Annotated in this window: 19 protein-coding genes; 8 read left to right on the forward strand and 11 right to left on the reverse strand. The window is 63.5% G+C overall.

What is annotated here, in order from left to right; translation table 11 throughout:
- Positions 1-35: 35 nt before the first annotated feature.
- From IRI77_RS36200 to IRI77_RS36215, 4 genes are all read right to left on the reverse strand, one after another.
- Entirely contained in the window at positions 36-3,284 is a 3,249-nt protein-coding gene (locus IRI77_RS36200) for a TonB-dependent receptor (RefSeq protein WP_194449784.1), read from the reverse strand.
- 103 nt (positions 3,285-3,387) lie between these two features.
- The gene (locus tag IRI77_RS36205; protein ID WP_194449785.1) at positions 3,388-5,724 is read right to left on the reverse strand and encodes a TonB-dependent receptor; all 2,337 of its coding nucleotides are present in this window, start codon (positions 5,722-5,724) and stop codon (positions 3,388-3,390) included.
- The gene (locus tag IRI77_RS36210; protein WP_194449786.1) at positions 5,700-6,935 is read right to left on the reverse strand and encodes a PepSY-associated TM helix domain-containing protein; all 1,236 of its coding nucleotides are present in this window, start codon (positions 6,933-6,935) and stop codon (positions 5,700-5,702) included. The genes IRI77_RS36205 and IRI77_RS36210 overlap by 25 nt, the downstream gene beginning before the upstream one ends.
- 91 nt (positions 6,936-7,026) lie before the next feature.
- Complete coding sequence (locus tag IRI77_RS36215; RefSeq protein WP_194449787.1) at positions 7,027-7,920, reverse strand: hypothetical protein; 894 nt, start codon at positions 7,918-7,920, stop codon at positions 7,027-7,029.
- Between the two features lie 80 nt (positions 7,921-8,000).
- Here IRI77_RS36215 and IRI77_RS36220 point away from each other — a divergent pair, with 80 nt between their 5' ends.
- Entirely contained in the window at positions 8,001-8,417 is a 417-nt protein-coding gene (locus tag IRI77_RS36220; RefSeq protein ID WP_194449788.1) for a DUF6152 family protein, read from the forward strand.
- A 9-nt stretch (positions 8,418-8,426) separates the two neighbouring features.
- Here the strand turns inward: IRI77_RS36220 and IRI77_RS36225 are convergent, their stop codons facing one another.
- The 5 genes from IRI77_RS36225 to IRI77_RS36245 all read right to left on the reverse strand — a co-directional run bounded on the left by IRI77_RS36225 (position 8,427) and on the right by IRI77_RS36245 (position 13,046).
- Entirely contained in the window at positions 8,427-8,810 is a 384-nt protein-coding gene (locus tag IRI77_RS36225) for a hypothetical protein (RefSeq protein WP_194449789.1), read from the reverse strand.
- Positions 8,811-8,818: 8 nt separating this feature from the next.
- Positions 8,819-9,295: a DUF6644 family protein gene (locus IRI77_RS36230; RefSeq protein ID WP_194449790.1), complete on the reverse strand. Its 477-nt coding sequence runs from the start codon at positions 9,293-9,295 to the stop codon at positions 8,819-8,821.
- Between the two features lie 2 nt (positions 9,296-9,297).
- Positions 9,298-9,795, reverse strand: a complete 498-nt coding sequence (locus tag IRI77_RS36235) for a DUF6644 family protein (protein ID WP_194449791.1) — start codon at positions 9,793-9,795, stop codon at positions 9,298-9,300.
- A 1,926-nt stretch (positions 9,796-11,721) separates the two neighbouring features.
- Positions 11,722-12,591 (reverse strand): tetratricopeptide repeat protein, encoded by an 870-nt coding sequence (locus IRI77_RS36240; protein ID WP_194449792.1) that lies wholly within the window; start codon positions 12,589-12,591, stop codon positions 11,722-11,724.
- Between the two features lie 125 nt (positions 12,592-12,716).
- A complete protein-coding gene (locus IRI77_RS36245; RefSeq protein WP_194449793.1) occupies positions 12,717-13,046 on the reverse strand; it encodes a winged helix-turn-helix transcriptional regulator in 330 nt (109 codons plus the stop codon).
- 93 nt (positions 13,047-13,139) lie between these two features.
- On the opposite strand from IRI77_RS36245, the gene IRI77_RS36250 reads away from it, so the two are divergent.
- The 7 genes from IRI77_RS36250 to IRI77_RS36280 all read left to right on the forward strand — a co-directional run bounded on the left by IRI77_RS36250 (position 13,140) and on the right by IRI77_RS36280 (position 23,820).
- Complete coding sequence (locus IRI77_RS36250) at positions 13,140-13,955, forward strand: SDR family oxidoreductase (protein WP_194449794.1); 816 nt, start codon at positions 13,140-13,142, stop codon at positions 13,953-13,955.
- Between the two features lie 289 nt (positions 13,956-14,244).
- Positions 14,245-14,718 (forward strand): hypothetical protein, encoded by a 474-nt coding sequence (locus IRI77_RS36255; RefSeq protein ID WP_194449795.1) that lies wholly within the window; start codon positions 14,245-14,247, stop codon positions 14,716-14,718.
- Between the two features lie 770 nt (positions 14,719-15,488).
- Positions 15,489-16,196 carry a hypothetical protein gene (locus IRI77_RS36260; RefSeq protein ID WP_194449796.1) on the forward strand — a complete coding sequence of 236 codons (708 nt, stop codon included), beginning with the start codon at positions 15,489-15,491 and terminating at the stop codon, positions 16,194-16,196.
- A gap of 766 nt (positions 16,197-16,962) precedes the next feature.
- Positions 16,963-20,229, forward strand: coding sequence for a PAS domain S-box protein (locus IRI77_RS36265; protein WP_194449797.1), 3,267 nt, complete (start codon positions 16,963-16,965; stop codon positions 20,227-20,229).
- Between the two features lie 130 nt (positions 20,230-20,359).
- Positions 20,360-21,064 carry a hypothetical protein gene (locus tag IRI77_RS36270; RefSeq protein ID WP_194449798.1) on the forward strand — a complete coding sequence of 235 codons (705 nt, stop codon included), beginning with the start codon at positions 20,360-20,362 and terminating at the stop codon, positions 21,062-21,064.
- Between the two features lie 3 nt (positions 21,065-21,067).
- On the forward strand, positions 21,068-22,750 hold the full coding sequence (locus tag IRI77_RS36275; protein WP_194449799.1) for an HD-GYP domain-containing protein: 1,683 nt from the start codon (positions 21,068-21,070) through the stop codon (positions 22,748-22,750).
- Positions 22,747-23,820, forward strand: coding sequence for a hypothetical protein (locus tag IRI77_RS36280; protein WP_194449800.1), 1,074 nt, complete (start codon positions 22,747-22,749; stop codon positions 23,818-23,820). Before IRI77_RS36275 ends, IRI77_RS36280 begins: the two co-directional genes overlap by 4 nt.
- Here IRI77_RS36280 and IRI77_RS36285 read toward each other — a convergent pair.
- Entirely contained in the window at positions 23,817-25,016 is a 1,200-nt protein-coding gene (locus IRI77_RS36285) for a redoxin domain-containing protein (RefSeq protein ID WP_194449801.1), read from the reverse strand. The genes IRI77_RS36280 and IRI77_RS36285 overlap by 4 nt on opposite strands.
- A 59-nt stretch (positions 25,017-25,075) precedes the next feature.
- Positions 25,076-26,167, reverse strand: coding sequence for a hypothetical protein (locus IRI77_RS36290; RefSeq protein WP_194449802.1), 1,092 nt, complete (start codon positions 26,165-26,167; stop codon positions 25,076-25,078).
- Positions 26,168-26,203 lie beyond the last annotated feature (36 nt).

Raw genomic sequence — 26,203 nt, forward strand, 5'->3', positions numbered from 1 at the left:
GAGCCTTCCGTCTCGCTCAACTACATCGGACAAGGTCACCACGCCAGCTTCAGGCCGAGTTGCAGGTTCCTCGGCGTCGCGGCGCTCGTGATCGTGCCGAAATTCGCGGCCCCCAGCGTGTTGCCCGGAGTGCCGAATCGCGGCGTGTTGGTGAACTGGAACGCCTCGAAGCGGAACTGCAGCCGCAGCGCTTCCTGCAGTTGCCACGACTTCGCCGCCGAGAAGTCCCAGCCGAACTGGCTCCGCTGCCGCAGGATGTTGCGGCCCGCATTGCCGATGGTGAATGCGGCATTCCTGGCCAGGGCGGCCGTGTTGAAGTCCTGCTGCACCGTGCGCGTGGTCGAGAACAGCTCCCCCACCACATTCGGCCGGTTCACGATGTTGATGCTGCCCGTGTTGGCCGGATTGCCCGAAACCACAACGCTATACGGCAGGCCGCTGGAGGCCGTGACAATGCTGCCCAGGCTCCATCCGCCCACCACGGCGTCTACCACCGGATGCACCGACTTGCCGAAGGCGCGGCCGCGGCCAAACGGCAGGTCATACAGCGTGCTGGTCACGAAACGGTGCGGCACGTCCTGGTTGTCGATCGCTTTCTCCAGGCTCATGTAGCGCGGATCCTGATACCCGCAACCCGACGCGTTGCCCTGTGCCGAGCCGCCGCACGTATCGCCGATCGCCTTCGAGAACGTGTAGGAACCCAGCAGCGTGAAGCCGCCCGAGAACCGCTTCTCGATCTTCGTCAGCAGCGCGTGATAGTTCGAGTTGCCGTCATAGCGGTGGCTATACACCTCGGCCAGCGGCGAGGTCGTGATGCCGGTGCCCGGAATCTCCAGCGATTTGTAGATGCGCTTCGAATTCAGTGCCCCCGCGCCCGGCAGCGAGAAGTTGCCCTCATACTGCCGCACCAGGTGCAGCCCGCGCGAACCCGAGTAGCCCACTTCGGCAAACCAGTCCTTCGGCAGTTGCCGCTGGATATTGAAGTTCCACTGGTGCGCGCTCGACAGCTTCGGATCGCGCTCAAACGAGCTGAACTGCAGCCCCGTGGCTTTCGTGAAATCAGTGGAGCCGGAGGGCGGCCCGCCCGCCAGAACCACGGCCGGGCTCGTCGTGCTGCCCGCCAGGCTCACGCCGTAAGCAAAAGGCGGATTCCCGATCAGGAACTCGTTATCCCCGAACGGCTCCATGTAGGTGTAGTACAGTCCGTATCCGGCACGAATGACCGTGGCGTCGTTCGCCTTGTACGCAAAGCCCACGCGCGGCATGAAGTTGTTCTTGTCCGTCGTGACCAGCGCCCGGTCGTAGCGCGAACCGTTCGCCGCGTAGACCAGCTTGGCCTGCCCCGGAACCGTGTCGATGTCAAAGATCCCCATCTTGTTGTACTTCTCCACCCACGGCGGCGAGACCTCATACCGCAAGCCCAGGTTCACCGTCAGCCGGTTGGTGATCTTCCAGTCGTCCTGCGCATAGAGGCTCAGGTTGTACGTCCGCAACTGAACGTTTACCGGAGTATTCCAGCTCCACGAGTTCGAGTAGCCCAGCAGGAAATCGGCTGCGCCGTCCCCCGTATACTGCGAGTTGAAACTGTAGTTGCCCACCGCATTCCGCTGGTTCAGGATGTTGTTCTGCGACCGCAGGAACCCCGCCCCGAACTTGAAATTGTGCCGCCCGCGGATCCACGTCAGATCCCCCGAAAGCTGCCGGTTCTGCGAGTCGCGATCGACCGGATTGAAGCCGCCGATGCCCAGCGCCCGGTAGCCCGTGAGACTCATCTGCGAGAACCCGCCGGGAATCGTGTTGTCGCCGCCCTTGATCCCATACTTCGCGTTCAGCAACTGCCCCTGCGTCGAGGCCGGATTGTCGCGCTTGAACAGCGTGAAGTTCCAGCCCGCGCGGACCGAGAGCAGCAGCGTCGGTGTGAAGATGTGATTCCAGCCCGCGCCCGTGTTGTAGCCCTCGGTGATGTAGTCCAGGTTGCCGCCGCCATAGGCGGGCGCCGGCAACGAGGGCGTATCCGGCACCGAGACGTCCTGCTTGCTCAACCGCCAGAAGGCCGTATCCTTCGTGCCCAGGTTCTGGTCCACCCGCACGTCCCACTTGTCCACGTCCTGCCAGCGCGGCGACAAAAACGTGTAGTTCGACGCCAGGTTCGACGACAGCGGAGTGGGATACAGATTGATCAGCCCGCTCGCCACCGGATCGAGCCGCGAAGAGGGGATCACATTGTTTGCGAACACCTGCCCGTTGGTGGGATCCACCAGCTTCTTGGAGGTCAGTTCGCCAAAGTCGCCCGTCCGCATCCGCAGCGTGGGGATCGTGCTCACCACTGTGCTCGTCTCCCGCACCCTCGTCCCTTCGTAGTCGCCGAAGATGAACGTCCGGTTCCTTCCGTTGAACAGCTTCGGAATCACCCCCGGAGCGCCAAACGAGAAGCCATACTGGTTCCGCTTGAACGGCGGCTTGGCCGCGCCGGCCGGCGTGAAGTAGTTCAACGCGTCCAGCTTCTCGTTGCGCAGGAACTCGAACGCCGACCCGTGCACCTGGTTCGTCCCTGACTTCAGCGTCAGGTTCACAATCGCCCCCATCGCGCGCCCGAACTCGGCCGAGTACGCGTTGGTTTGCACCTTGAACTCCTGCACGGCGTCAATGGAAGGCTGCACCATCTCGGCCCGCCGGCCCGCTCCGGCCAACTCCACGGAATTGTTGTCGATGCCGTCGATCAGGTAGTTGTTCTGCGTCACCCGCTGGCCGCCCGAACTGAAGCCGCCAAAGCGGCTGCCCGGCGCCGACGGCACCGCCCCCGTTGAGAGCAGGGCCAGGTCGCCGTAGTACCTGCCGTTGAGCGGCATCTCCACGATCCGCTTGTTGTCGATCACCTGGCCTTGGCTCGCTTCGACAGTGTTGAGCTGCTGGCTCTGCTCGACCACGTCGATCTTCTCCGAAACCGAGCCAACCTCGAGTGTGAAGTTCACCTCGAGCCGCTGATCTACGGCGAGGGCGACATTGCCCAGCGTCGCGAGCTTGAACCCCGGCTTCTCCGCCGCGACGTCATACCGGCCTGGGCCCAGCAACGGCACCGTATACAAGCCGGACTCGTTCGAAACCGCGGTCCGTTCCACGTTTGTACCCGCATTCTTGACCTTTACCGAGGCGCCGGCCACTACCGCTCCACTGGCATCCGCCACCCGTCCGGTAATCTGCCCTGTCTGCCCGTAAGCCGCCGATCCGGCCGCTAAGCTCAATCCGATCAATAAGATTGCGTTAAAAGAGAGACGTTTCTGCATGTTGAATTCCCACCTTCCAGCTCCTCGCTGGCTTTACTAGAGTAAACCGATCTATTTTATATACTACTATGTCGATTGACAAAGGGGAATAAAAAAGAGCCGGCTAGAAACGGTATCTCACCCGCAGCGTGATCGACCTCGGCACACCCGGACAGCCCGCATCCTGCGACGAAAAGTCGTCCGCGATATAGAACCGGTCCGCCAGGTTGGTCGCCGAAACCACCGCCGACACGTTGCCGAACCGGACGCCCAGTGACGACGTGAGCAGCGTGTACGACGGCAGCCACTGCGGGTTCACGACGTTATCCCGCAATGGCCGCGAGCCCACATACGCCGCACTGTTTGTCCACGTAAACCTCGCAAGCTGCAGGGTCACCCCGCCGCCCGCGATGTTGGCCGGACTCATCCGGACCCGGTATCCGCTGAAGTCGGTCGTCAAAGTCGTCCTGAACTCGATGTGCCGCGCATTGTGATGGGCGTAGTTGGCGAAGACCGAGTGCCCGCCCTTGGGCAGCCGGGCCCGCAACTCCGCCTCAAAGCCCCGCACCCGCGAAGTGGCGTTCACGAACGTGAAGTCGTCCGGGCCGGATCGGAACGAGCGCTGCCCGTCGATCTTCCTCATATTGAAATAGGAGGCCTCGCCGCTAAGGCGCCCGCTGCGCACCCGCAACCCGCCCTCCACATTCCGGGTCACCTCCGGCCGCAGCAACTGCGGAATGATCACGTTGTTCTGCGTACTCAGGGCCGGAACCTGCGGCCGGAAACCCTGCGCGAAGTTCCCAAAGGCCACCACATCCAGCCGCTCGCCGCGCAGCAGTGCCACGTCCGCCGCCACCCTCGGGCTCAGCTTCCACTTGTCATACCCTGCCTGCACCGGAGTATCCAGCCTCCGCAGCAACTGGTCGAAGTGATCGAACCTCAGCCCCAGGGTGATGCCTACACGGTCAACCTGCACCCTGTCTTGCAGATAAGCACTCTGCACCGTCTGGTTGAACAACGAAGTCACCGCCGCGCCGCGAATGCCCTTGGGCCCGTTGGCCGCATTCGCCACCGGATTCACATAGTCCGGACCTGTGAATGTGGCCGGATTCGTGAAGGTTGGACTCGCCTGCCGCTGGTCGTTCCCCTCGAACGTGGCCCCGCCCAGCAGCGAACTCTTCACCCGGCCCTTCGCCGCGTCCCAGCGGAGCACCGTGTCGTGGATCCACGTATCCTGCCGCGTATTCGTCTCCGACCACCCCTTGTTCGAGACTGTCGGGGCCGGCAGAATAGTGATGCCGCCGGTCACGAAGCGGTCGTAGCGGTTGAAGTTGAACGTATTCGTCAGCAGCAGGCGCGGCGTCAGCTCCGTGTCCACCTTCCCGGTGAACGAGTGCAGTTGCCCCGAAAAGCCGGCACCGTCGATCCCGAAGTTGTCTTCCGGAGTGATTCCGTACAGCGGCCGTCCATTGCGCAACGGAATGATGGAACCGCGGCCCGCCTCCACGTCGCTGCCCCAGTAGTTCAGCCGCACATTCAGCAGCTTCGAGAACGTGTGGTCCACCGCGAGCGTGCCGAAGTTGGTGTCCCGCCCGGTCTTCTTCTGATACCCATCCGAGCGCGCCAGGGAGCTCGCGCCGGCGATGCGTCCGCGGCTCCATGGAACATGGAACGACCCCTGCCCTTCGAAAGTCGAGAAGCTGCCCACCCCAAAGACCAGCTCCGCGCTGGGCCTGGGTTGCGCCTCCGGTACGGTGAAGAACTGCGCCGTGCCGCCGATGGCGCTGCGCCCATAGACCGACGATGCCGGCCCTTTCACGAACTCCGCCCCCTGCAGCATATTCACCGGAATCATCGTGAGGTCGGCGCTGCCGTTCGCCTGCCGGAACGGAACCCCATCCAGCAGCACCAGCACATCGGCCGTATCCCGCAACCCGCGCGTCGAGATCCTTGTATATACATTGCCCTGCGTGGCATGCTGCAGCCCAGCCACGGTCCGCAGGGCCTCATCGAAGCTGCCGGCGCCCGTGTCGCGCAACTCCTGGGCGCTCACCGTCGAGACCAGAAAGGGTACGTTGAGGGTCTCCTCCTTCACCTTGCTGACGGTCTCCACAAAGTTCGCCATCGGTGCCAGCGCGAGTTCGATCGCCAGCTCCTTCGATCCGCCGGCGGCCAGTTCGAACGGCACCTCTCGCGGGGAGAAGCCCGCCTGGCTGACCGTCAGGTGGTAGGTACCCGCCGGCAGGGCGGAGAGGGACACCCGCCCGTTCTCGTCGCTCTGGGCCGAGCGGCGCGCCGAGCCGGACAGTTCGGCCCGTGCGTCCCGGATGGAGGCTCCACTGGAATCTGTCACCGTCGCGGTGACGGTCCCTGCCGGAGCGGGGTCATTCGGTGCTTGCCAGGAGTGGGCTTGCAGTGTGAAAAGAAGCGCCAGGATCAGCGCGTTGAGTAGGATTCGCATGATTTCGAACTCTGTGGAATAGGAGAGAAACGCCGTTTCCAGCGTTTGGAAAGCGACCGGTTCCAGTACATGAGCAGGCCCGTGACCGACAGCGCAAACGGCGCCAGCCCGATCAGGACATACAGCACCATCACTGCGTACACCGCGATGGGCCCCAGGCCAAAGCCGCCGCCAAACCGGCCGAAGTGCAGCGGCAGCATCAACTTAATGAATTTCGTACCAATCGAGTTGGTGGAGAACCGGTCCACATGGATCACCTGCCCGTCCGCCGGCTCCAGGTAGACATTGGACAGCCCCACCCGGTGCCAGTCGTTCGGCTCCTTCAACTTCACGCCAATCGCCTTGCCGCTATCGTTCGGGAAGCTGATATAGACCGCCCGTGCCCCGGGCATCGCCGCCTCGGCTAGGCGCAGGTAATCCTCATAGCGGATCCGCCGGTCCGCCAGCCGCGTCCTCGCCGGTGGGCCGTTGAAGGCGCATGGGTCGATCTCTCCAATGCGGGCCGTGCGCGTCACCCAGGCCGTGGCGGACTTATACGCATCGGGAAACGCGAAGTACGCGCCGGTGAACGTGACGAATCCGAACAGCAGCGAACTGTAGAACCCCACAACCTTGTGAAGATCGTAGTTCTGGCGCTGCCACCGGCCGCCCCGCAGGTAGTGCAGGCCCGCCCGCCAGGTCCGACGGCCTGGCCACCAGACCACCAGTCCGGTGAGGGCGAGGATCATCCCGGCAATCGCCACAATTCCGTTCACCAGGCGGCCCGTTTTGCCGCCCAGCAGATCCGCATGCAGGCTCCAGAGCCATTGCAGGAACTTGTTCGTGTAGTCATCGCGCCCAATCAGCACTGCGCGGTACTGGTCCACGAAGTTGTGGACCCGGTGCCCCTCCGGTGTGGTGGATCTCAGGTTCCAGGCCGTCTCCGGCCCGGTGTCGAAGGCCGCATTGAAGACCCGGTCGCGCGGATGCTCGCGCAGCACCGCCGCAACGAGGTCGTCCAACGGGAGCCGCCGGGCGTCCGGTTTGACGCTCGACGTCCCGGGTGTCGACATGTAGTTCATCTCCACCCGGAACACAACGATGGCTCCGCTGAGCCCGACAACGCCGAAGACGAGTCCGGCGATCAGGCCCAGCCAGAGGTGAATCTGGTAAAGCCATGCCCGAAACCGGGTACGGCGCGGCTGGTCGGCAAAGGTAGCGAGTGCACTCATGGGAAAAGGGGAATCCGGCCTTAACGCTGGGAGTAGGCCGACAGGGGCGGGCGGACAGTGTCCACTCAAACAGGGAGTGGACTACAAGCTCTTACTTTTTGACTGGTTTCACGGGCGTGGGCGGCGGCGGCAGCGGAGCCGGATCGAGATATCCGCGCGTGCCGTCCGGCCGGATTGGGCCCGGTCCGAAGCCCAGATGCTCGCGGTCGACGTTGTTCTCGCTGCACGAGTACTCGGCCAGCAATTGGCCCGGCTCGCCGGCCACCCACGTCCGCGAGTAAGTGAACGGTTTCGTATAGAACTTCGGATCCTCAATCAGCGTCTCGACGTGCAGGTGGTCGGCATCGGGCCGGGTCCACCGCTCGACGACGTGCAGGGTGTCGCCATGCGGGCTCCCGTTTTCGTCGGCCCAGACCTGCGTGTCCTTAAACCCAATGGAGTCAATCACCAGCGTGTCGCCCTCCCAGTGCCCGATCTCCTCGCCGAAGAACGAGGGATCGGGATCCTCGGAGTGCTTCCGGCCATCCACGGGAATCAGCCGGTAGTAGGTGTAGAAGTAGAGGAACGACACCAGCTTCGGAGTCTGCATCACCATGAACGGCAGGCCGCTGGCGTTGTGCCGCGGAATCCCGCCGATGATGCACACCGCTTCCGGATCCACCGTCGCCGTGGTGTTGTGCTTCCAGGCCGCCTCGCCGGCCGGCGTCAGCGGCAGCTTCAGGCCCGGCAGATCCTTCGCGATATTGCCCACCGGCTTCGTGTTTCGGGTTCCTTTCCAGAAGCCGTTGAAATCGGGGCGGCCATCCGCGGTGCGCGGTGTTGGCTTGGAAGTGCCTTTCTTATCAGCGCCAATCAGATCACCATAAGGCGATTCGGCGGGCTGGTCGGTCGGCTTCGGGGCGGTCGACTGAGCGGCCAGGCGGTCTCCGGCAATCAGGAGGACTCCAGCCAGAATTGTGAGTGCTGAGTGGTTTTGGATGGGCATAGGGTTGGTTTGGATCTTGACTATAACACGAAAACAGTTATTGTAGATAGAATTAGTCGTCTGATGAAAGGAGACTCAATTTGAAGTCAAGATTTGCGCTGATGGCGGCCGTAGCTGTCTTCGCGGCGGCCGTTCCCGTGGTGGCCCACCACTCGTTCGCCGCTGAGTTTGATGCCAGCAAGGCAGTCCGGTTGACGGGCACGCTCACCAAGATTGAATGGACGAATCCGCACTCGTACTTCTACCTCGACGTGAAGAACGAGAAGGGCCAGGTGGAGAACTGGGCCTGTGAGGGCGCCGGCCCCGGAGCCCTCTCCCGCCGTGGGTTCAAGAAGGGCGATATCAAGCTGGGCGACACCTTGATTGTGGATGGATACCGGGCCAAGGACGGCTCCCGGTTGATCGACGGCCGCCGCGTGACGCTGCCGGACGGTCGCAATATCTATGGCGGCACGCCCGGCGATGGTGGACCGGGCGACAACGCTCCGGGCCGCTAAGCACTGGAGTTACCGGACGGGCGGGCGCTTCTCAGGGTGCAGGTCGTGGCAGCCTCGGCAGGTGGCCTCGAGGCGGCCAAAGGCCTGAAGCGCCTGCTCGAACCGGCCCGCCCGTGCTGACAGCAGCACCTCGCGAGCGGCAGCCGAGTTTTGGGCCGCCAGGGCCCGCACATCCTCCTGCCCCGCCTTCTTCCACTCCGCTTCCTCCGCCTTGCCCAGCGCCGCCAGCTTTCCGGCCAGCTTCGCGGACTTTTTCGCATCCCGCGCGGACAGCGCCTCCCACAACTCCTCTTTCCACTCCTGCGCGGCGTCCATCGACTGCTTGCGGTGCTCCGCCGTACCGGCTGAGGCGAGCACGGCGAACACGAATCCGGTGAGTAGTTTACAGCGCATGCGGCTCCTCACAGAAACCCGATCGCCCGGCCCGCCAGGCCCACGCCCAACCACAGCGTGAGCGAGACCACAGCAGAGAGCTTGGCCAGCCGGCCGGGCTGCGTGCCCGGTGCGATGTCCTGTGCGCGCCGGTGGAGGGTCAGGTAGAAGGCCAGCACCAGGACGAAAAGCAGCATTTTCAGGCGGAAGGCCGGATGGTAGTAGCACTTCATCGCCTCGGCGGAGACCAATAGGGCGCCCGAGACCACCGCCCCGGCCAGTCCCATCCAGAACAGCGGAGCGAGCTCCCGGCCCACCTTGGAAGAGACCGTGCGGCTCAGCCCGATGCCGAGAATGGCCAGGTCGCCAATCAGGATCGCTCCGCCGAGCGCGGTCAAGGCCACCAGGTGCAGCATCTCCACCGAGGCGAAACCCCACTTCGAATTGCGCATCACATCGAACAGCGGAGCGGCGGCAAGCCATTGAAAAATAGAGAGGAGAGACATGTTCAGTAGTAGGCGATGGCCCTTCCGGCCAGGATAATCCCGGTCCACAGGGTGAGCGAGGCAATGGCGGCCACCCGGGCCTGTCCGGGCAGGGTGTCCTGCTGATCCCACTCCGCCACCCGGCGGTAGACCGTCGAATGGAAGATGAGAGGGTTCAGCCCGGCCAGCACGAGCAGCAGGATCTTGATCCGGAAGGCCGTGTTTCCATAGGACTTCGCGGCCTCGGCCAGAAACAGCAGCACCCCGCTGACGAACATGGCGGCGAACCCGATCCAAGTCAGCGGCAGGATCCGGCCGGCCACGCTGGACACCGGTTCACGTCTAAGAACCAGTCCCAGCAGGCGCAGGTCGACGATGGCCACGGTCCCGGCCAGCAGCGCGATGGCCAGCACGTGCACTGTTTCAATGAGGGGAAAGAGCAGATCGGACTCGCGGATGACGGTGGCGAACTGCGTGTCGTTGAGCCATTGGAAAAGGTAAGGGACATTTGTTTGCAGCATCCTGGGGATCCTGGAATGGGCGGTGAGCCGGTGACCGCGGCCCAGGTTGGTGACCGGGCCGCAGCCTTCTGAGTATAGTAGATTATATCCGTCTACTAACTATAGATTGATTTAGTATACGTCAGATTGCCGGGTGGCGAAATGGGGGTGGAGAGGCGTTGGGAGGGAAGGATTGGTGAGGCTGAAGGGGAGACGGAGAGGCGGACGGGGAGTGGGCGGGGGGCACGAAGAACGGCCAGGGGATTGAGTTCCGCCGGGTCTGCCTTTCGGACGGCGGCTGGGCGGAGGAGGCGATCGCAGGAAGAGTACTTCAGCCATCCGCAAGGAACCTGAATCTCGGAGACGCGCCAGAAGCCTGGTGCTTGGGGAAGGCGAGTACGCAAGGCGAAAGAAGAGCCCCGGTCCTTGTGATCCCAAGGGTCTGGACGTTGCGGACGATTGCGGCCAAGAGGCGGCAGCCGACGAGGGAGTGCTTGGAAGTGCCAGGTTTGAGCCTGAGGCTCGTGGAGCGGCATGAGACGCCAACTCTTCGGACTATCGATAAGGCCGGGTACCGTCAAGCACTCCGGTAATGAACTTTGAAACTTGGACCACAGCCTAAAACTTCAATTGCTGGACGCGGCCTTGCGGATGCTGCCAGTTCCGGCAAGCGGTCCAACGAATATGATGCAATCGAGAGGGTTCAGCTTCCTGAGCGCTGTGCCGCATGGTGTCGCGCCTATGCGGCGACGCCGGTTTCCCCTGCCTCGCAACACTGCACTCTGTGCCCAAGAGCGCTCCCAGGAATCTAACGAGGTCTGCGATTCTTCGCGACGCAGTGGATCAGCCGTTCCCGCTGCAAGATGACGGAATCGAGATCGGCGGATTCCCAACCGTTCGCCGAGCACTCCTGTAACAGGTTTTCTGCGCAAGCCATCAGGCTTCTGATAAACGGATCAGGGGCAAAATCGAACTGGTGCATTACATTCGTCCCGCCAACCATTCTTTGGACGAACCCAACTTGCCAGGATTCTCGGCGCTTGGCGAAGACCCGGACCAGGTACGGCCCATCCATGAAACTCACTTCAGCATTCCGCCTTCTACCATCAACGAGAGCAACCGCAGCCTCAAGACACCACCTCACTACAACTATCGGGAAATCGCTCCAATGCGGTTCTGGAAAAGCCAGTGTTCCAAATTCGCACCAGATTTGGCCGCAAATGCTTCCGTGGTTGGAACGGGTGAGAGTTCCCGGCAGAACGCGGAGCAGGAATTCCGTTGTCATGTTCACCAGAAAGTTCCAGCGTACCTGAGTGCCATTGACTGCTAAAGGTCAAACGGATGCCCAGGGAATCCAGGAAGCAACGGCACTAAGCAATCCGCCATGAACTGAAGGCTGCGGAGCGCAACACTGCGGAGGCTGAACTACCGGCGTCCAAGGAGCACTTGGCGGCTCTGTTCGGTCAGGTTGACAAACCCCTGGAAGTGGGCGGATGCGGCCCCATCGTTCGCGACACCAGTGAGTACATCCAGGCGAACGGCCTCGACGAACAGCGAACAGCTTCGTGGGTGCGGCGGGTACTGCGACTGTATGGTCGTGAATGCGGCAGACGTCCTCGTGTGTCACTCCCCATCTCGCCGCGAAAGTATCCATCTTCGGCGGCGACAATTGGCTGGCCGCTATTGCCTTGGTCACTTCCCACCGGTGGCCACAGGATCGTTCACCAAAGCCGCGTGTTGGACTCGCTGCCGCCGGTGGACTTGCGGTCTTGAGTGCCGCAGCACAACCGTCGCGCAGTTCGAAAACCGCCGGCGCGTCGGAACTAGACGGGAGACAGGAATCCGCGGTCCTGAAGCATTTGAGCAAAAGGTCTGACAAGCCGGGTCCCACTCCACCGTTCCGCCAATGGACGCCCAGCCGCCATGATCCCGCCTCCACCAATCCCGTCACTCTGCCGGAACGGCGGAGATCCCTGCGGCCCTGATCGCCCCATCGAGTTGAGAAGCAGTGATGACAGCGGAGTCGTAGCTCACGAGAAACCCGCTCTGTCCTTCTGCGAAGCCGAATCCAGTCACACCCTCCATATCCAATAGGCCCTCCAGTGACGATGGGGAGGCTGCGCCCTCCATCGAGTATTGGCGAGACGGTCCCCGCGGATGCAGCCGCTCATACTCTTCCAGGTGGCCACGCCAAATCTGGGCTCGAGCGGCATTCACAGGAACATCGCAATGGCCCTTCTCGTAGCAGTCCACCAGCAGCCGAAGCGCACTCGACTCTCCCTGCTCCGCGGCCCGCTCCAGCCACATCAGCCCCTCCTCGGTATCCTTCTCGCCTCCCTCCCCGAGCAGGAGCATGAAGCCGAGATCGTACCGAGACTCCGCTTCACCCGCCTCCGCGGCCAGACGATACCACCGGACAGCTTCCACCAAATCCTGAGGACCGGCCCAATCCCCGGTCGCATACGCAACTCCCAATGCGCGTTGTGCGTGAACGCTCCCCAGCCGGCCGGCCCGCAGGAGTTCCCGCTGATATTCCGGATTCGACTCATAAGGCTGCAACTCGCGATGAGCCAGAAACCAGATTGCCTCGGGATGTTCCTGGGCGGCAGCGGCCCGCATTAGTCCCAGCATGGAGCCGCGCATCAAATCATCGTCACAGGGAGTGCACCAAAAGTAATGATAGGCGAGCTGATACTCCGCCTCGCAATCGCCGAGATCGACCCAAGGCTGCCAGAGACGCACGACGCCTTCCCAGTCATCGCCATCGAGCGCCTGCTTTGTTTTTGCGAGTAATTCCTGACGCAGGGGTTCTTCCACGGATCAATGCTAACAGGAGCGCTCGGAGGGTTGGCCCGCGCGGCCCGCAACGCCGCATCTCTGTTCTCGAACCAGGAGTTTCTCGACGAGCATCGAGCCTCTGGGCACGTCGGCGCCCTTATCCCTCACGCTTCTGCCCGCTGGTCCGCCCATTTCAAGATCGCGTCCAGCGCCGGACACAGAGCTTGGCCCCAGATGGTCAGCCGGTACTCCACCTTGGGCGGAACCTGCGGATACGCCTGGCGGTGCACGATGCCGTCCGCCTCCAGCGCCTTCAGTTGTTGCCCCAGCATCTTCTGCGTAATTCCGGGGATGGCCCGCTCGAGATCGGAAAAACGCAGAACCTTGCCGCCGAAGAGGTGGAACAGAATCACCAGCTTCCATCGGCCTTCCAGCAGCCGCAGGGCTGCTTCGACATCGGCTGCCGCCGAGACGGGCGTGTAGCGTTTGGACATGACTCGCTCCTAACTTACTTTTTCGTGCGTACTTCCCATTTTAGGAGTAGCATGGCACACTTGCCTCGTGACAGCCAGAACAGGTAACTCCCAATGACAACCACCCATAGCAACTACCCCTTCCCGGTCGCCTCGGAGGAGTTCCAAGGCAAGCGGGTCCTGGTGACCGGCGGAACTAAAGGCGCCGGCGAAGCCATGGTCCGCCGCTTTCTTCTAGCCGGCGCACGCGTCTGTACCGCGGCACGGTCCCCGCTGCCCGCCGGTCAGGCGCCCACCCTCTTTGTGCAGGCCGACCTCGGAAGTGCCGACGGCATCCGCGCGTTAGCCGGCCGAGTTCTGGACGAGTGGGGCGGAGTCGACATCCTGGTCAATTGCGTGGGTGGCTCGGACGCGCCCAATGGGGGCTACTCCGCTTTGACTGACGAACACTGGCAGACGGCGCTCAACATGAACTTATTGGCTGCCGTGCGTTGCGACAGGCACTTTCTGCCCGGCATGATCGAACGCAAAGCCGGCGTCATCCTGCACGTGGCCTCGATTCAGCACCGGTTGCCCTTGTACGATTCCACCCTGGCGTACGCAGCCGCGAAGGGGGCGCTCAGCACCTACAGCAAAGGGCTCGCCAACGAGGTCGGCCCTCTGGGCGTGCGCGTCAACATGATCTCCCCCGGCTTCATCGAAACCTCCGGCGCGCATGGCATGATCGTCGCCTTGGCCGCGAGCCGGGGCACCGACGAGAGCACGGCACGCCAGGCCATCATGGACACGATTGGCGGCATTCCCATCGGCCGGCCGGCACAGCCTGAGGAAGTGGCCGAACTGGCCGCGTTCCTGGCCTCCCCTCGAGCGGCGTCCATCCACGGCAGCGACTATGTGATCGATGGCGGCACGATGCCCACCACGTCCTGACCGGGTGGCCGGCCCGGGACGTCTCGGTGTGTGACTCGCCGGATAGGCGCTTGATCTCTGAAGCCGTCAGGGGCTGGGGACGTCCTGAAAGCGTCCCCAGCTTTCGCACCGCCGCACCTGTCCTGATCAGCGGTGCGCCCTGACGCACTTCTCCCTCAATTCCGGCATTAAACCGTCTTCATTGCCCGTCGCTCAGGATTTATCTTCTCTTTCCATCCAAGCGCTTACAGCCGTACCCTCCTGAGTTGCTCGTCCCCATGGTGTACAACCTCGGCCAAGGAGCAACCACATGGAAATCTTCAAACCGGCGACGGACGGCTTCACGCCGTCGCGCCACTTTCTGCAAACCAGCGGCGCCGAGAACTCCCTCATCCTGGGAGACGACTCGGCCAGCGTCATCACCTGCATCGAGGACCAGGGCCTCTTCAAGGCCCTCCGCGACGACGTCCACCAGCACGTCGCCCCCGCCACCCGCCTCGAGCAGCACATGGCCGACTCCATTGCCGAGGAACTTTGGCGCAACTCCCGGCATTCTCTCGTCGAAACCACCGCCCTCTGCGTGGCCATCGAGCGCGATTGGGAATCGGTCACGAAGGAGTGCCCCAACGCCGATCCCGCTTACCGCACCTACGTCGCCATTCGCGACAGGAGCGCCCGCGACACGGCTTGTATCCGCACCAGCCAGGACTTCGAAGCCCGCACTTGGCGTCGCAGCCGCGCCGACCTCGCCACCCTCCGCACCTACAGGACGAAGCCCCGCTAACGTCCGAAACCGGAGCCCAACGCCATGACGAAACGAACCCGTTGCCACCGCCGCACGCCGCACGCCACCAACCGGCACAGCCTCTACCGCCTGCCTGCCGGCATCGAAGCCAGCCTCTGCCAACAGTCGTTGGAGCAGACGGAGGACATCGCTGACCCGCGCTTCCGCACCCTGTTCGTCCAACGCCTCCTTCTCCGAGGCCATGAGCGCCGCCTCTTCCAACTCGAAGCCAAACTCTGGGCAGAAGCCCTTCATGTCAGCAATGGAGCCCGCCGCCAGGCCGTGCTCTGGATTCACCAGAACCACGCCGAGGTCCTCCAAATCCTGGGCCGCTACCACGCCTGGATCTGTGCCCGAATCACCGCCGTCCAGAAGGCCCTCCGCCCCTTCCTCGCCCAGGAGCGCGCTCGCCAGGCCGCCAGCACCCCTGCGGTGTTCGCGGCCGCGGCCGGCTCTAGTCGACCCATCACCCTGGCCGTTCCAAACGAAGCCGACGGCCGCCACCCAGCCCGTGACGCAAACCGGGCAAGCGCGGAGTCGGTCGCACCCCTGCAGTCCCTCAGGCAGCCGTCCGGCACCTCCAAGCCAACGCACTTCTCCCCCAATTCCGGTATTGAGCGATTGGCTGTCACCGCATCCGAAACTCTTTATTTCGTTTCTTTTCAACAAAAGCCCTCAGAAATGGGTCAATTTCCCTTGACTCCCCACGTTACCCTGGAATCGCGCCGGCACCCACGCCGGCCATTTTCATTTACAAGGAGTTTGACATCATGGCTACCGCCGCTCAGATCACCGCCAACCAGGCCAACGCAAAACAGTCCACCGGACCCGTCTCCATCCAAGGCAAGGCCCGCTCATCCCAGAACGCCCGCCGCCACGGCTTCACCGCCCAGCACCTTAGCATCACGCCCGAAGACCGTATCGCGTTCACAGCCCTCGAAGCTTCCCTCCGCCTCGATACCCGGCCCGCCAACTGCATCGAGGAGGAGATCTTCCACCGCATCCTCACTCACACCTGGAACCTCCGCCGCATCGAATCCTTCGAATGCTTGATCCTCGCCGAAACGGACCCATTGGCCGAAACCGACCCGCACGGCGCCCAACTCGACCGCTATGCCCGTTACCGCCGCGACCTCGAACGCGGCCTCTACCGAGCCATCAAGGAACTCAGCAAACTCCAAACCGAGCGAGCCGCCCTCGCCCAGCAACACCCCGATGTCGTCAAAGGCGTCCGTGAGAACGTCCCCTTGGCCGAAGTCACCCGCCTGACCAGCAACACCGATGAACTCTTCTTCTACGAAGGCTATGGCCGCCCAAGGCGCGCCCTCGAACACCTCACCACCGGCATCGACACGAACCACCCCGACAACCAGGACCCGCTCGGCGGCCTCCAGCCGATCCGCATTCCACGAAACGAAGCCAACCCCGCCGCCGCAGACGGACTGCCTGACAACTTCTACAACGTGTCCAAGCGCTGAAGACCACCCCAGCGCCATGTCACGCCGAGTTGACGAAACGAAGCCGCTAATCATCGACGAAGCTGCCGAGCATTGACGAAGCCGTCGATTATCGATGAAACCGTCGAGCATTGACGAAACGAAGCCGCCATCAGACTCCGCCGCGAGTCGCATCACCAGTCGGAGACCATCTGGCCCTGCTCTTTGACAATTTCACATGTAAGCCCCACTCAGGGGAACCGTAGCGAGCAACCATCACACCCCGCGTGTGTCCGGACCCAGTCCCGGAGCGGCAGCGACGGGCTCCCCCGAGGTCTTCCCGCGCCTGCTCCGAAGTCCACCCGGAAGCCTCTCGTTCTCCCCAAACCATCCGCCCACCCCGTCGGGAGGGCGGACGCCCTCGTCGGCAGCCGGTCCCCTGACCGGCTCTCTTCTCTTCTCAGGTTCCAAGCCTTGCCGCAACCCGACGAAACGAAGCCAGCTGCCAGGCCCGCCACCAGCAACCCAAGCAGCCGGAGTCCCCTCTTAGCCCTGAACAGCCGGCCTCCAGCGCGGCGGAACTCATATACGCCCCAGTCCGCTCGCTTCAGTCTTTGAGCTAAAGAAACCTTTATGAAATAGTGGTGGAAAGCACTAGTCCACCCGCGGAAACCGGCCAGATTCCGCTTTGTGGGGGCAGGGCTTCGTGTTAGCTTATGGACTGTTGTGAACCCGCCGACCTGGCCGGAATTGAGAATCCTCGTGCATTTCTCGCCACTACTGCGAGTGTCCCGATTAGGAGTGAACTTTGAGCCGGCCTGATGATTGCCTCGCCCCTCTCTCTTTGCGGGATGAGCAATTCCGCAAAGCCGTCGAGGACTCGGAAGCCGGACATTTCCAGGTCAATGCGGATGGCACCTTCCGTTGGGTGAACAAGGCGTGGCTGCGCCTCCATGGATATGCAAGCCCATCCGAAATCATAGGCCGCCATTTCAGCGCCACTTTGTTGGCCAGGGATGTTGCTGAAGTTGAAGCTCTACTGACTCAAGTTTTGGCCGGCGAACCTGTGCGTGCCGGCGAGTTCGCCCGGCGCATGCTGGATGGCCGAATCGGCTATCACACGTTTACCGCTCATCCGATAGTGGAGGACGGTGTCGTCACCGGCATCGAGGGCTTCATCATCGATAAGGAGTCCATCCACAACCTGGAGGAACTCCGCCGGCTGCTATTCAACGAGATCATGGACGGCTTCGCTATGCTTGAGCCGGTCGTGGACGAGTCTGGCCAAGTGGCCGACCTGCTCCACTTGGCTGCGAATCCAGCCTTCGCCCGGTGGGCGGCCCGTCCGGTGGACGAAATCAAAGGCCGGTCGGTCCGGGAGCTGTTTCCCGAAACAAACCCGGATTGGGTGTTGGAGGGCGCGGAGGTCCTCCGGACCGGCACACCGGCCCGGTTGGACGTCTCTTCCCCTGAGCGCGAGCAATGGTTCGAGATGCTCCTGTTCCCGATCAGCCCCGGCCGCCTCGCGCTCATGCTGCGCGATGTGACGGAGCGCCACCGTGTCGACGCCGTCCTGCGGGAGAGCCTCAAACTACTGCATGCGACCCAGGAAATTGCGGGCCTCGGCAGTTACGTCCTCGATATCACCAGGGACCGCTGGACCAGTTCCGGCGTGCTGGACGAAATCTTCGGTTTGGATGCGGGCTTCGAAAAGTCGCTCTCCAATTGGCTCCAGATCGTTCACCCGGACTTCCGGCAGACCGCCTCTGACCACTTCCAGAATCACGTGCTCGCCCGCCGCGGCCGCTTCGATCTCGAATACAAGATCGTCAGGCTGTCCGATGGGCAGGTGCGCTGGGTGCACGGGCTCGGCGAATTGGAGTTCGATCCGGCTGGGCAGCCCATTCGCATGATCGGCACCATCCAGGACATCAGCGAACGGAAACAGCACGAGACTGAGCAGGAATGGGCCGTCGCGTTCCTGCGGCTGCTCAACCGGGCCGGCAGCGTGGATGAACTCGTGCGCAGTGTGATCGACTTTCTCCTCTCCATCACAGGCGTCGAATCGGCGGCCATCCGGCTCCGCGAGGAGGACCGGTTCCCTTACCTCTACTCCTCCGGGTTGCACGAGTCCTTGAAATGTCCGTGGAAATCGCCGTTCCAGCATACGTTTGAAGAGCCGCCGGTGCTCTGTCTGTGTGGAGCCGTCCTCTCCAGCTCCGCCGAGAACGGCCATGCCCAGCTTCGCTCCAATGGGTTCACCGCGGAAGGCAGTTACTGGTCTGGCCACTTCTCTTCTGCCGCGGCGGCCGGCTTCCACCCCGGCGCCGCCATTCAGCTTCGGCCCAACTGCCCGCTGCGGGCCTTCGAAACACTGGCCCTCATCCCGCTGCGCTTCGCCGGCCGAACCCTGGGGCTGCTCCAGTTTTGCGATCCCGCTCCGGCACGGCTGGATGGCCGCCTGATCCCGCTCCTCGAACGCATGGCCTCCAGCCTGGCGATTGCCGTCGAACAGCGCCTGGCGCAAGCGGCCCTGCGCGAGAACGAAGAACGCTACCGGATGATCTCCGAGAATACCGGGGATGTCATCTGGCTCTACGACCTTGAGGGGCAGCGCTTCACTTACGTCAGCCCCTCGGCCCGCAAGTTCAGCGCGCTACCCTTGGAAGCCTCCATGTGGCGGAGCCTGGCCCAAATACTGAGTCCGCGCTCTTACGAAGTGGCCAGGCGCAAGATCGATCGGCGCATCGCGGCGGTGGAAGCGGGCGACCTCACCGCGGTACATGCCGTCGACGAGCTCGAGCAGATGCGGGCCGACGGGGGTGTCGTCGACACGGAGGTGGTCACCACGCTCCTGCTGAACCCGCGAGGGCGGGTGCACAAGATCCTCGGCGTCAGCCGCGACATCACGGAGCGGAAGCAGTCTGAGGCGCGCCTCATGCAGGCCCAGAAGATGGAGTCGGTGGGCCGCCTGGCCGGGGGCGTTGCGCACGACTTCAACAACCAGCTCACCGTCATCAACGGCTACAGCCAGTTGATGCTCGCAACCCTGCCCGCCGGCAGTCCGCTCCGCTCCCATGTGGAGCAGATCTACGCGGCCGGTGAACGGGCCGCCAGCCTGACAAAGCAGTTGCTGGCCTTCAGCCGTAAGCAAATGATGAATCTGCAGGCTCTCAACCTGAACCAGGTGGTGCTTGCCCTTCAGCCCATGCTCACCCGGCTTGTGGGCGAGGATGTTGAGGTCCGCGTGGTCCAGTTCTCCGGCTCCGCCGTCGTGCGGGCCGACCTGCATCAGATGGAACAGGTCATCATGAACCTGGCCGTCAATGCGCGCGACGCCATGCCGGCTGGAGGCGTTCTCCTCATCGAGACCTCGCTCATCGAGTGGGACGAGTTCGCGCTCATCGATCACCCGGACCGGCGGCCCGGCCGCTTCGTCCGCCTGGCTGTCGGTGACACCGGCCACGGCATGGACGAGGCGACGCGCACCCGCATCTTCGAACCCTTCTTCACCACGAAAGAGGTGGGCAAGGGCACTGGTCTCGGACTCTCCATGGTGCAGGGCGTTGTGTCCCAATGCGACGGCATCATCGAGGTGCGCAGCCGGCCCGGTGCCGGTGCCACCTTCGAAATCTACCTGCCCGCCGTAGCCGCCGAGGCGCCGGCCCGTGGGGAGGGGGATTCCGCCGAGGCGCCCGCGGGCATTGAAACGGTCCTTGTCGTCGAGGATCAGCACGCCGTCAGGGAGTTTGCTGTCCATGTGCTCGCCTCCTGCGGTTACTCCGTCATCGACGCCGCCGGTGCAAACGAGGCCCTCGAAATCGCACGCGCAGGCCGTGGCGCCATCGATCTGCTCCTGACCGACGTCGTCATGCCCGAAATGGATGGCGTCGAGCTGGCGCGCCGCATCCGCGAGATCCATCCGGACATGAAGTGGCTCTACATGTCGGGCTACAGCGGCGCCGCCATCTCCGAGCGAAGCCACCTCGATATGCGCGCCGAGTTCATTCAGAAGCCCTTCAGTCCGGAGCAGCTGGCACTGAAAGTCCGCGCGGTTCTCGGCGGCCGGGCCTAGCAGTCTGTGGCGTAGGTCCCGCCTGCGCGACTTTCGCCACAGGCTGCTAAGGTCGCCTGGGGCCTACACCTTAGCCGAATCAGGTCAAGCTCCTATAGTCCGATTCCGCGGCAATGTCGATCACTTCGTCATGATTGGTGGAGTACTCCGGCTGGTCCCACTGCTGCTGCTCGCCGCGCACGTGGCCCGGACTGCGGATATTGAAGGCAACATACTGATTCTGCGGAAGTTGACGAAGAGAACCGTGACTGCCTCCGCAGGCGCCTACCAGCGCGGGACCCCCGTCGAGCTGGGCACTGACCCTACAGTCGACCCCCTGGCCTACGAACGCGAGCACGTCGTCGTCTACCTCGAAGGCGCCCTGGGCGCCAAGCCCGTTAACGCCACCATGGAGCAGAAGGAGCGACGTTTCTTCCCCGACCTCCTGGTCATTCCCGCCGGCTCCACCGTCTCGTTCCCCAACCTGGACCCCATCTTCCACAACGTCTTCTCCCTCTCAAAAGCCAAGTCCTTCGACCTCGGGAACTACCCGCGCAACCAGTCGCGCAGCGTCCCCTTCCAGAACCCTGGCATCGTCTTCGTCAACTGCCACCTCCACCCCAACATGGCCGCGGCCATCGTCATCGTGCCCAACCGGTTCTACGTCCGCGGCGACGCCGAAGGCCGTTTCACCCTCTCGCAGGTGCCCGCCGGTGAGTACACCCTGGTGGCCTGGCACAAGACGGCAGGCTTCTTCCGGCAGAAGGTGCAGGTCTCCGAGACCGGCACGGTGAAGGTCCAATTCTCCATCCCGCTGGGTCCGGAAACCACCGCCCAACACGTGCATGACAGGTGACCCATGCGATTCGCCACACGGACCTTTCTCTACTCCTTCACGCCCTTCGCACTGTTGCTCACGGGTAGCTTCTGGGCGATTCAGGAGATGGTGGAGTCCACCGTGCACGAGCGGCTCAGCGCCGCGCTCCGCGACACCCAGTCGTTGATCGCCCGTGTGCGGTCGAAGGGCGAGTTGCAGAACAGCCGCTTCCTGCGGGTCATCGGCGAAAACGCCGCCCTCAAGGCCGGCCTCCAGTTGATGGCCGCCGAGCCCCACAGCGCCGACGCGCGCCGCACGGTCGAAGACCAGTTGCGCGACGTCGGCGAGAAGCTCGGCTTCGACCTGCTCACCGTATCCGACACGCAAGGCAAGCCCCTGGCCGGAGTCATTCGCTCGGCCGGGCGGTTGATCGCCATGGACATGACCGCCATCCAGCCGCCCAGCCGGGGCTTCCTGAATCTCGACGACCGCACCTACCAGGTGACTTCCATCTCGCTGGAACAGGCGGACGAACTGATCGGCACTCTCGCGGTCGGCGAGACCTTCGACTTCTCCGGCTTTACCACGCCGGCCGTGCTGACCCGCAACGGCAAGGTCCTGCTCTCCAGCATCCCGGGCATTGCGGCGCCGCGGTTGGAAGCCGCACTCAAGGCCTGTCAGCCGCAGGCCGAATGCGAAGTGACCCTCGGGGGTGACAGTTACCTGTCCCTGCCGCTGGAGAGCATGTCCTTTGGGGATGGCTATCTGTTGCGCAGCTTACAGAATGTCGACTCCGCCATCGGGCCGGTCCATGCCATCTTGCGCCAGGTCTTCCTCGTGGCCGGGCTCGGCGCGCTGCTCGCCGCCATGGTGGTGAGCCTTCTGGCGTCGCGCTCCATCGTCAAGCCCATCGCCAGTGTGGCCGAGCAGCTGCGGGAGTGCGCCCATACCGGCCGGCTGCCCGAGTTCCAGACAACGCCCGGCGCCACCTACGAGATCCGCGAGTTCACGCGCAGCTTCAACCGCGCCGCGGCCGCCATCCGCGAGGCCCGCCAGTCGCTGCACCGCGCCTACGTCGAGTTCAGCGGCTCGCTCGCCAATGCGCTGGATGCCCGCGACCGCTATACCGCCGGCCACAGCCGCCGCGTCAGCGAAATGGCCTGCGCCGTGGCCCGTGCCATGAACTTCAGCACGGAAGACCTGGAGGAGATGCAGATCGGCGCGCTGCTCCACGACATCGGCAAGATCGGCATCCGCGACGCCGTCCTGCAAAAACCCGGCCGCCTCACCGACGAAGAGTTCGACCTGATCAAGCAGCACCCCACCATCGGCCGCCGCATCATGGAGGGTGTCCAGGGCTTCCAGCCCTACCTGCCCATCGTGGAACTCCACCACGAGAACTGGGATGGCACCGGGTATCCAAACGGGCTGCTGGGCGAGGAGACGCCGCTGCCGGCGCGCATCGTCCATGTCGTCGACACCTATGACGCCATGACGACAGACCGGCCCTATCGCAACGGGCTGAGCCATGACGAGACGCTCTCATGGCTGCAGGAGAGCGCCGGGCGGCTCTTCGATGCCCATGTAGTCGAGGTATTCACCGAGCTGGCGCCCACCTTTGCGCGCCGCCGGGCCGAAGGCTTCTGCCTGGAGAACTCCATGCTCAGCCTCGTCGAAGCAGTGGCGGATCCGCCGCTCCCGGCCAGGGAATCGAGTGAAGCATGAGGCTCCTCGTCGTCATCCTGATGCTGTGCGGCGGGTTGCCGGCGCAGGAGGCGAACTCCGGTTTCGAGCTCCGCACCGCGCTCAGTGCCGGCGGCTTCTTCACTGACCGTTTGACCGCTCCACCCCGAGACGGCGCCCCAGCGGCGGCAGGAACTCGCGCGGTCTTCTATCCGTCCTGGAAGATTAACCGCCATTGGACCGTCGCCGCCACCTACCAGGTGTACACGCGCCCCTACTTCTACGAGCAGTTCAACACCCAGGGCCACGGCCTGAAAGGCGACCTGCTCCAGGCGCACTTGAGCTATTCGCAGTTCTGGAAGAACGGTTCGCTGGTCGTCCGCGCCGGGCAGCTCTCCTCTGCCTTCGGGTCGTTCCTCCTGCACTATGACGACATGGCCAACCCGCTGATCGATATGCCCGCGACGTACGGCTACTACTACAAGCCGATCACGACGCTCGGCCAGGCCGGCGCGCAGGCGGACCTCACCGTCTCCCGGTTCGACTTCCGCGCCCAGCTCGTGAACTCATCTCCGGCCAACCGGCGTAGTGTCTTCGATAACGACCAGTACGGCACCTGGGCCGGAGGAGCGGGCGTCACCCTGATGCAGGGCCTCCGAGTCGGCGTCTCCGCTTACCGTGGTCCTTATCTTCATCGGGGGTATGCCTTCTACCGGGCCGGTGAAGCGAAGCCCCGTGATCTGCCGGGCTCGGCCTACGGCCTGGATGTCGAGTGGGCGCGCGGCCACTGGGACGTCACCGGCGAGTGGCAGAAGTTCCAGCGGGCCTATCGCGTCGTCCCTTTTCTCAACCAACACTCCGGCTATGCCGAAGCTCGCCGGGTGCTCCATCCGCGCTGGTATGTGGCGGGCCGCGCCGGCTACACGCGCTCCAGCCGGAACCCGGCCAACGACATCTATGAAGTGACAGTCGGCTACCGGCCCAATTCGCACCAGTTGCTCAAGGTGGGCTATCAGATCCAGCACGGTCCGGCCACGCCCGGCGCTTCGGGCAATACCTTCGCGATCCAACTGGTTACGACGCTCCGCCTGATCTCGATTGCCAAGGACTAGAAGCCCACGCCCTTCAGTACCGCCAGCAGGTCCTCTTTGCTGCGCGAGCCGCTGAGGAAGCGCACCACCTGGCCATTCGCGTCGATGATGAAGACGGTCGGGATCGAGCGGATCCGGTACAGGCTATGCGCCTTCCGGCTGGAGTCGTCCAGGGTAGGGAAGGAGAGCACTGCTTCTTTGGAGTACTCTTTCGCGACGCTCTTGCCCTCGTCGTTGATGCCGTAGACGTACAGGCCCTTCTTGCTCAGGCGGTCATAGATGTCGGCCAGGCCCGGCAGTTCGCGGCGGCACGGCCCGCACCAGCTGGCCCAGAAGTTCAGCAGCACTACCTTGCCGCGCAGGTCCGACAGCCGCACCTTCTCGCCTTCCAGCGTCTTCAGTTCGAAGTCCGGCGCCGGCTTGTTCAGCAACAGGGAGCCGGTCTGGCCGGGGATCGGCACAGCGTCCACCCGCTTCGCGTTCTTCGGCGGCAGGAACTCGAAGGTGGAATCCGGCACGGCGTCGTCCCAGCGGAAGCTCGAGAGTTCGAGGGTCATGCGGAACAGGGTTCGCTCCCCGTTGCGGGTCCGCGTATTCGCCCAGACGACGTGGCCGATGTCCAGCGTTTCCGGCTGCACGGCCATTTCGATATAGGTACGTCCGTCTTCCGGGTCCTCTTTCGACATCACCCGGAGCAGCGGCCACCTGTCCTTGCGGCCCTCGAACTTCACCGGCGCCACGCCGTTCTGGTCCGCGCTCTCGGCGTTCTTGAACATATTCGCCAAACCCGGCACAACCATGCGGGTAAAGGTCTCGGCGAGGTCCCGCTCATTGTCGGAATCGCCCCCCGTCTCTTCGCTGTCCAGCGGAGCGCCCTCTTCCTCGGTGAACTGCTTCAGCTTCGGCACATAGGCCCAGCTCTTCTGGCCGTTGGAGATGAGCTGGTATTCGTCCTTCTCCTCCGCCTCGATGCGCAGGAACGACTTGCCTTCCGGACCGCTGGCCAGCTTGAATTTGGCCGTGGAGAGGGTGCGGGCCGCGTTCTTGCCCTGTTGCCCTTCCAGCACCAGCGTGCCTTCCATCGAATAGCGCTTGGCGGCCTGAGCCCGGGCGGCGGCGTTCTTGATCGTCTTGCTGAGCTCGGCTTGCGATAGCTCCTGCGCCGGAGCAATGGAAAGGAATACAGAAAAGGAAAGTATTACGGAAAGTACACGCATCAGAGGCCTCGGATAATGACCTGATTGTTCATTATCCGAGGATTTGTAGCCCCGCGCAATTAGCGGGATTGCAGGTGTTTGTAAAGGTGGTGAACGAACGCCAGATTGTCGCTTTGCACATAGTGCATGGTGCCACCCATGCGCGAAAAGCTCTTGCAGAATCTCAGGTAATAGGCCGGATTCGTCTTGGGCGGTTCGCCCTTGGTCCAGTCCCAGCCGCCGCCGTCCTGCAGGTCGACGACATAGATAGTCAGTCCGCTTACTGTGGGCCGGCCGGCCTGCAGCCGCAGGTTGTTCACGCAGCTCAGCGTCTTCTCGAATACCTGGGGCGCCATGATGGCGGAGCCGATGGAGAGCACCACGCCATTGTCGAGCGACTCGGCCGAATCGCCGAACAGGCGGAAGTCCAGGCCGCCGGCGCGGCCGATCACGGCTCCGTCGAACATCGGATGGTTGGAGATGATGTCGTAGCCGATGCCCGGATGCACGGTGGCCGGTACCTCGTGGCGGAAAGCCTGCGCCAGGATGGACGCCTGCTTCCACTTGTGCTCGACCGTGATGCGGCCGCTGGGCAGAGCATGCTGGCGCATCTGGCGCAGCAGGTCGGCCCGGGCTCCGGTCAAGGGATGGCCGGGTTCAGTCGCGATCGCCTGTTCCAGTTCGCCCTGAGTGGGCAGGGTGACTCCGTCTTCCCAGATGAACCGGCCCAGCGAGACGCCGTAGCCTTCGCTGCGCAACGCCCCGGCCAGCAGGGCGAGATGGATGTTGCGGCCGGTCTCGTCCCAGGCTCCGAAGGTGCCTGTGGCGACATTCTCTTCCACGCTCTCGGTGGAGCGGCCCAACCAGGAGTACTCCCAATCGTGGATCGTGCCGGCGCCGTTCGTGCAGACGTGGGTCAGCCAACCGGAGGCCATCATCTTCTCGAGGATCAGGGCCGAACCGTTCCGCAGGAGGTGTGCGCCGTACATCAGGGCGACCCCCGCGCCGCGCTCGCGGGCAGACTGGATGGTTCGGGCGCACTCCGCCGTGGCCTGGTCGACCTCAGGGGTGCAGGCTTTGGGCTCGGCGTCTGGCGGAACCAGGATCTGTTCGACTTGCGTGAGACTCTTCCGGGTGGCGAGGGGGAAGACCTTCAGGGTCTCCCAATTCATACTGGCAGGCTTCAATACACGGGTCCTTTCTGACCC

Source organism: Paludibaculum fermentans (genome assembly GCF_015277775.1).
Taxonomy (GTDB): Bacteria; Acidobacteriota; Terriglobia; order Bryobacterales; family Bryobacteraceae; genus Paludibaculum; species Paludibaculum fermentans.

Excerpts from the sequence above, each read along its gene's own strand:
- IRI77_RS36200 (WP_194449784.1), bottom strand. The coding sequence starts at position 3,284 with ATGCAGAAACGTCTCTCTTTTAACGCAATCTTATTGATCGGATTGAGC.
- IRI77_RS36205 (WP_194449785.1), bottom strand. The coding sequence starts at position 5,724 with ATGCGAATCCTACTCAACGCGCTGATCCTGGCGCTTCTTTTCACACTG.
- IRI77_RS36210 (WP_194449786.1), bottom strand. The coding sequence starts at position 6,935 with ATGAGTGCACTCGCTACCTTTGCCGACCAGCCGCGCCGTACCCGGTTT.
- IRI77_RS36215 (WP_194449787.1), bottom strand. The coding sequence starts at position 7,920 with ATGCCCATCCAAAACCACTCAGCACTCACAATTCTGGCTGGAGTCCTC.
- IRI77_RS36225 (WP_194449789.1), bottom strand. The coding sequence starts at position 8,810 with ATGCGCTGTAAACTACTCACCGGATTCGTGTTCGCCGTGCTCGCCTCA.
- IRI77_RS36230 (WP_194449790.1), bottom strand. The coding sequence starts at position 9,295 with ATGTCTCTCCTCTCTATTTTTCAATGGCTTGCCGCCGCTCCGCTGTTC.
- IRI77_RS36235 (WP_194449791.1), bottom strand. The coding sequence starts at position 9,795 with ATGCTGCAAACAAATGTCCCTTACCTTTTCCAATGGCTCAACGACACG.
- IRI77_RS36245 (WP_194449793.1), bottom strand. The coding sequence starts at position 13,046 with ATGTCCAAACGCTACACGCCCGTCTCGGCGGCAGCCGATGTCGAAGCA.
- IRI77_RS36250 (WP_194449794.1), top strand. The coding sequence starts at position 13,140 with ATGACAACCACCCATAGCAACTACCCCTTCCCGGTCGCCTCGGAGGAG.
- IRI77_RS36255 (WP_194449795.1), top strand. The coding sequence starts at position 14,245 with ATGGAAATCTTCAAACCGGCGACGGACGGCTTCACGCCGTCGCGCCAC.
- IRI77_RS36260 (WP_194449796.1), top strand. The coding sequence starts at position 15,489 with ATGGCTACCGCCGCTCAGATCACCGCCAACCAGGCCAACGCAAAACAG.
- IRI77_RS36270 (WP_194449798.1), top strand. The coding sequence starts at position 20,360 with ATGATTGGTGGAGTACTCCGGCTGGTCCCACTGCTGCTGCTCGCCGCG.
- IRI77_RS36275 (WP_194449799.1), top strand. The coding sequence starts at position 21,068 with ATGCGATTCGCCACACGGACCTTTCTCTACTCCTTCACGCCCTTCGCA.
- IRI77_RS36280 (WP_194449800.1), top strand. The coding sequence starts at position 22,747 with ATGAGGCTCCTCGTCGTCATCCTGATGCTGTGCGGCGGGTTGCCGGCG.
- IRI77_RS36285 (WP_194449801.1), bottom strand. The coding sequence starts at position 25,016 with ATGCGTGTACTTTCCGTAATACTTTCCTTTTCTGTATTCCTTTCCATT.
- IRI77_RS36290 (WP_194449802.1), bottom strand. The coding sequence starts at position 26,167 with ATGAATTGGGAGACCCTGAAGGTCTTCCCCCTCGCCACCCGGAAGAGT.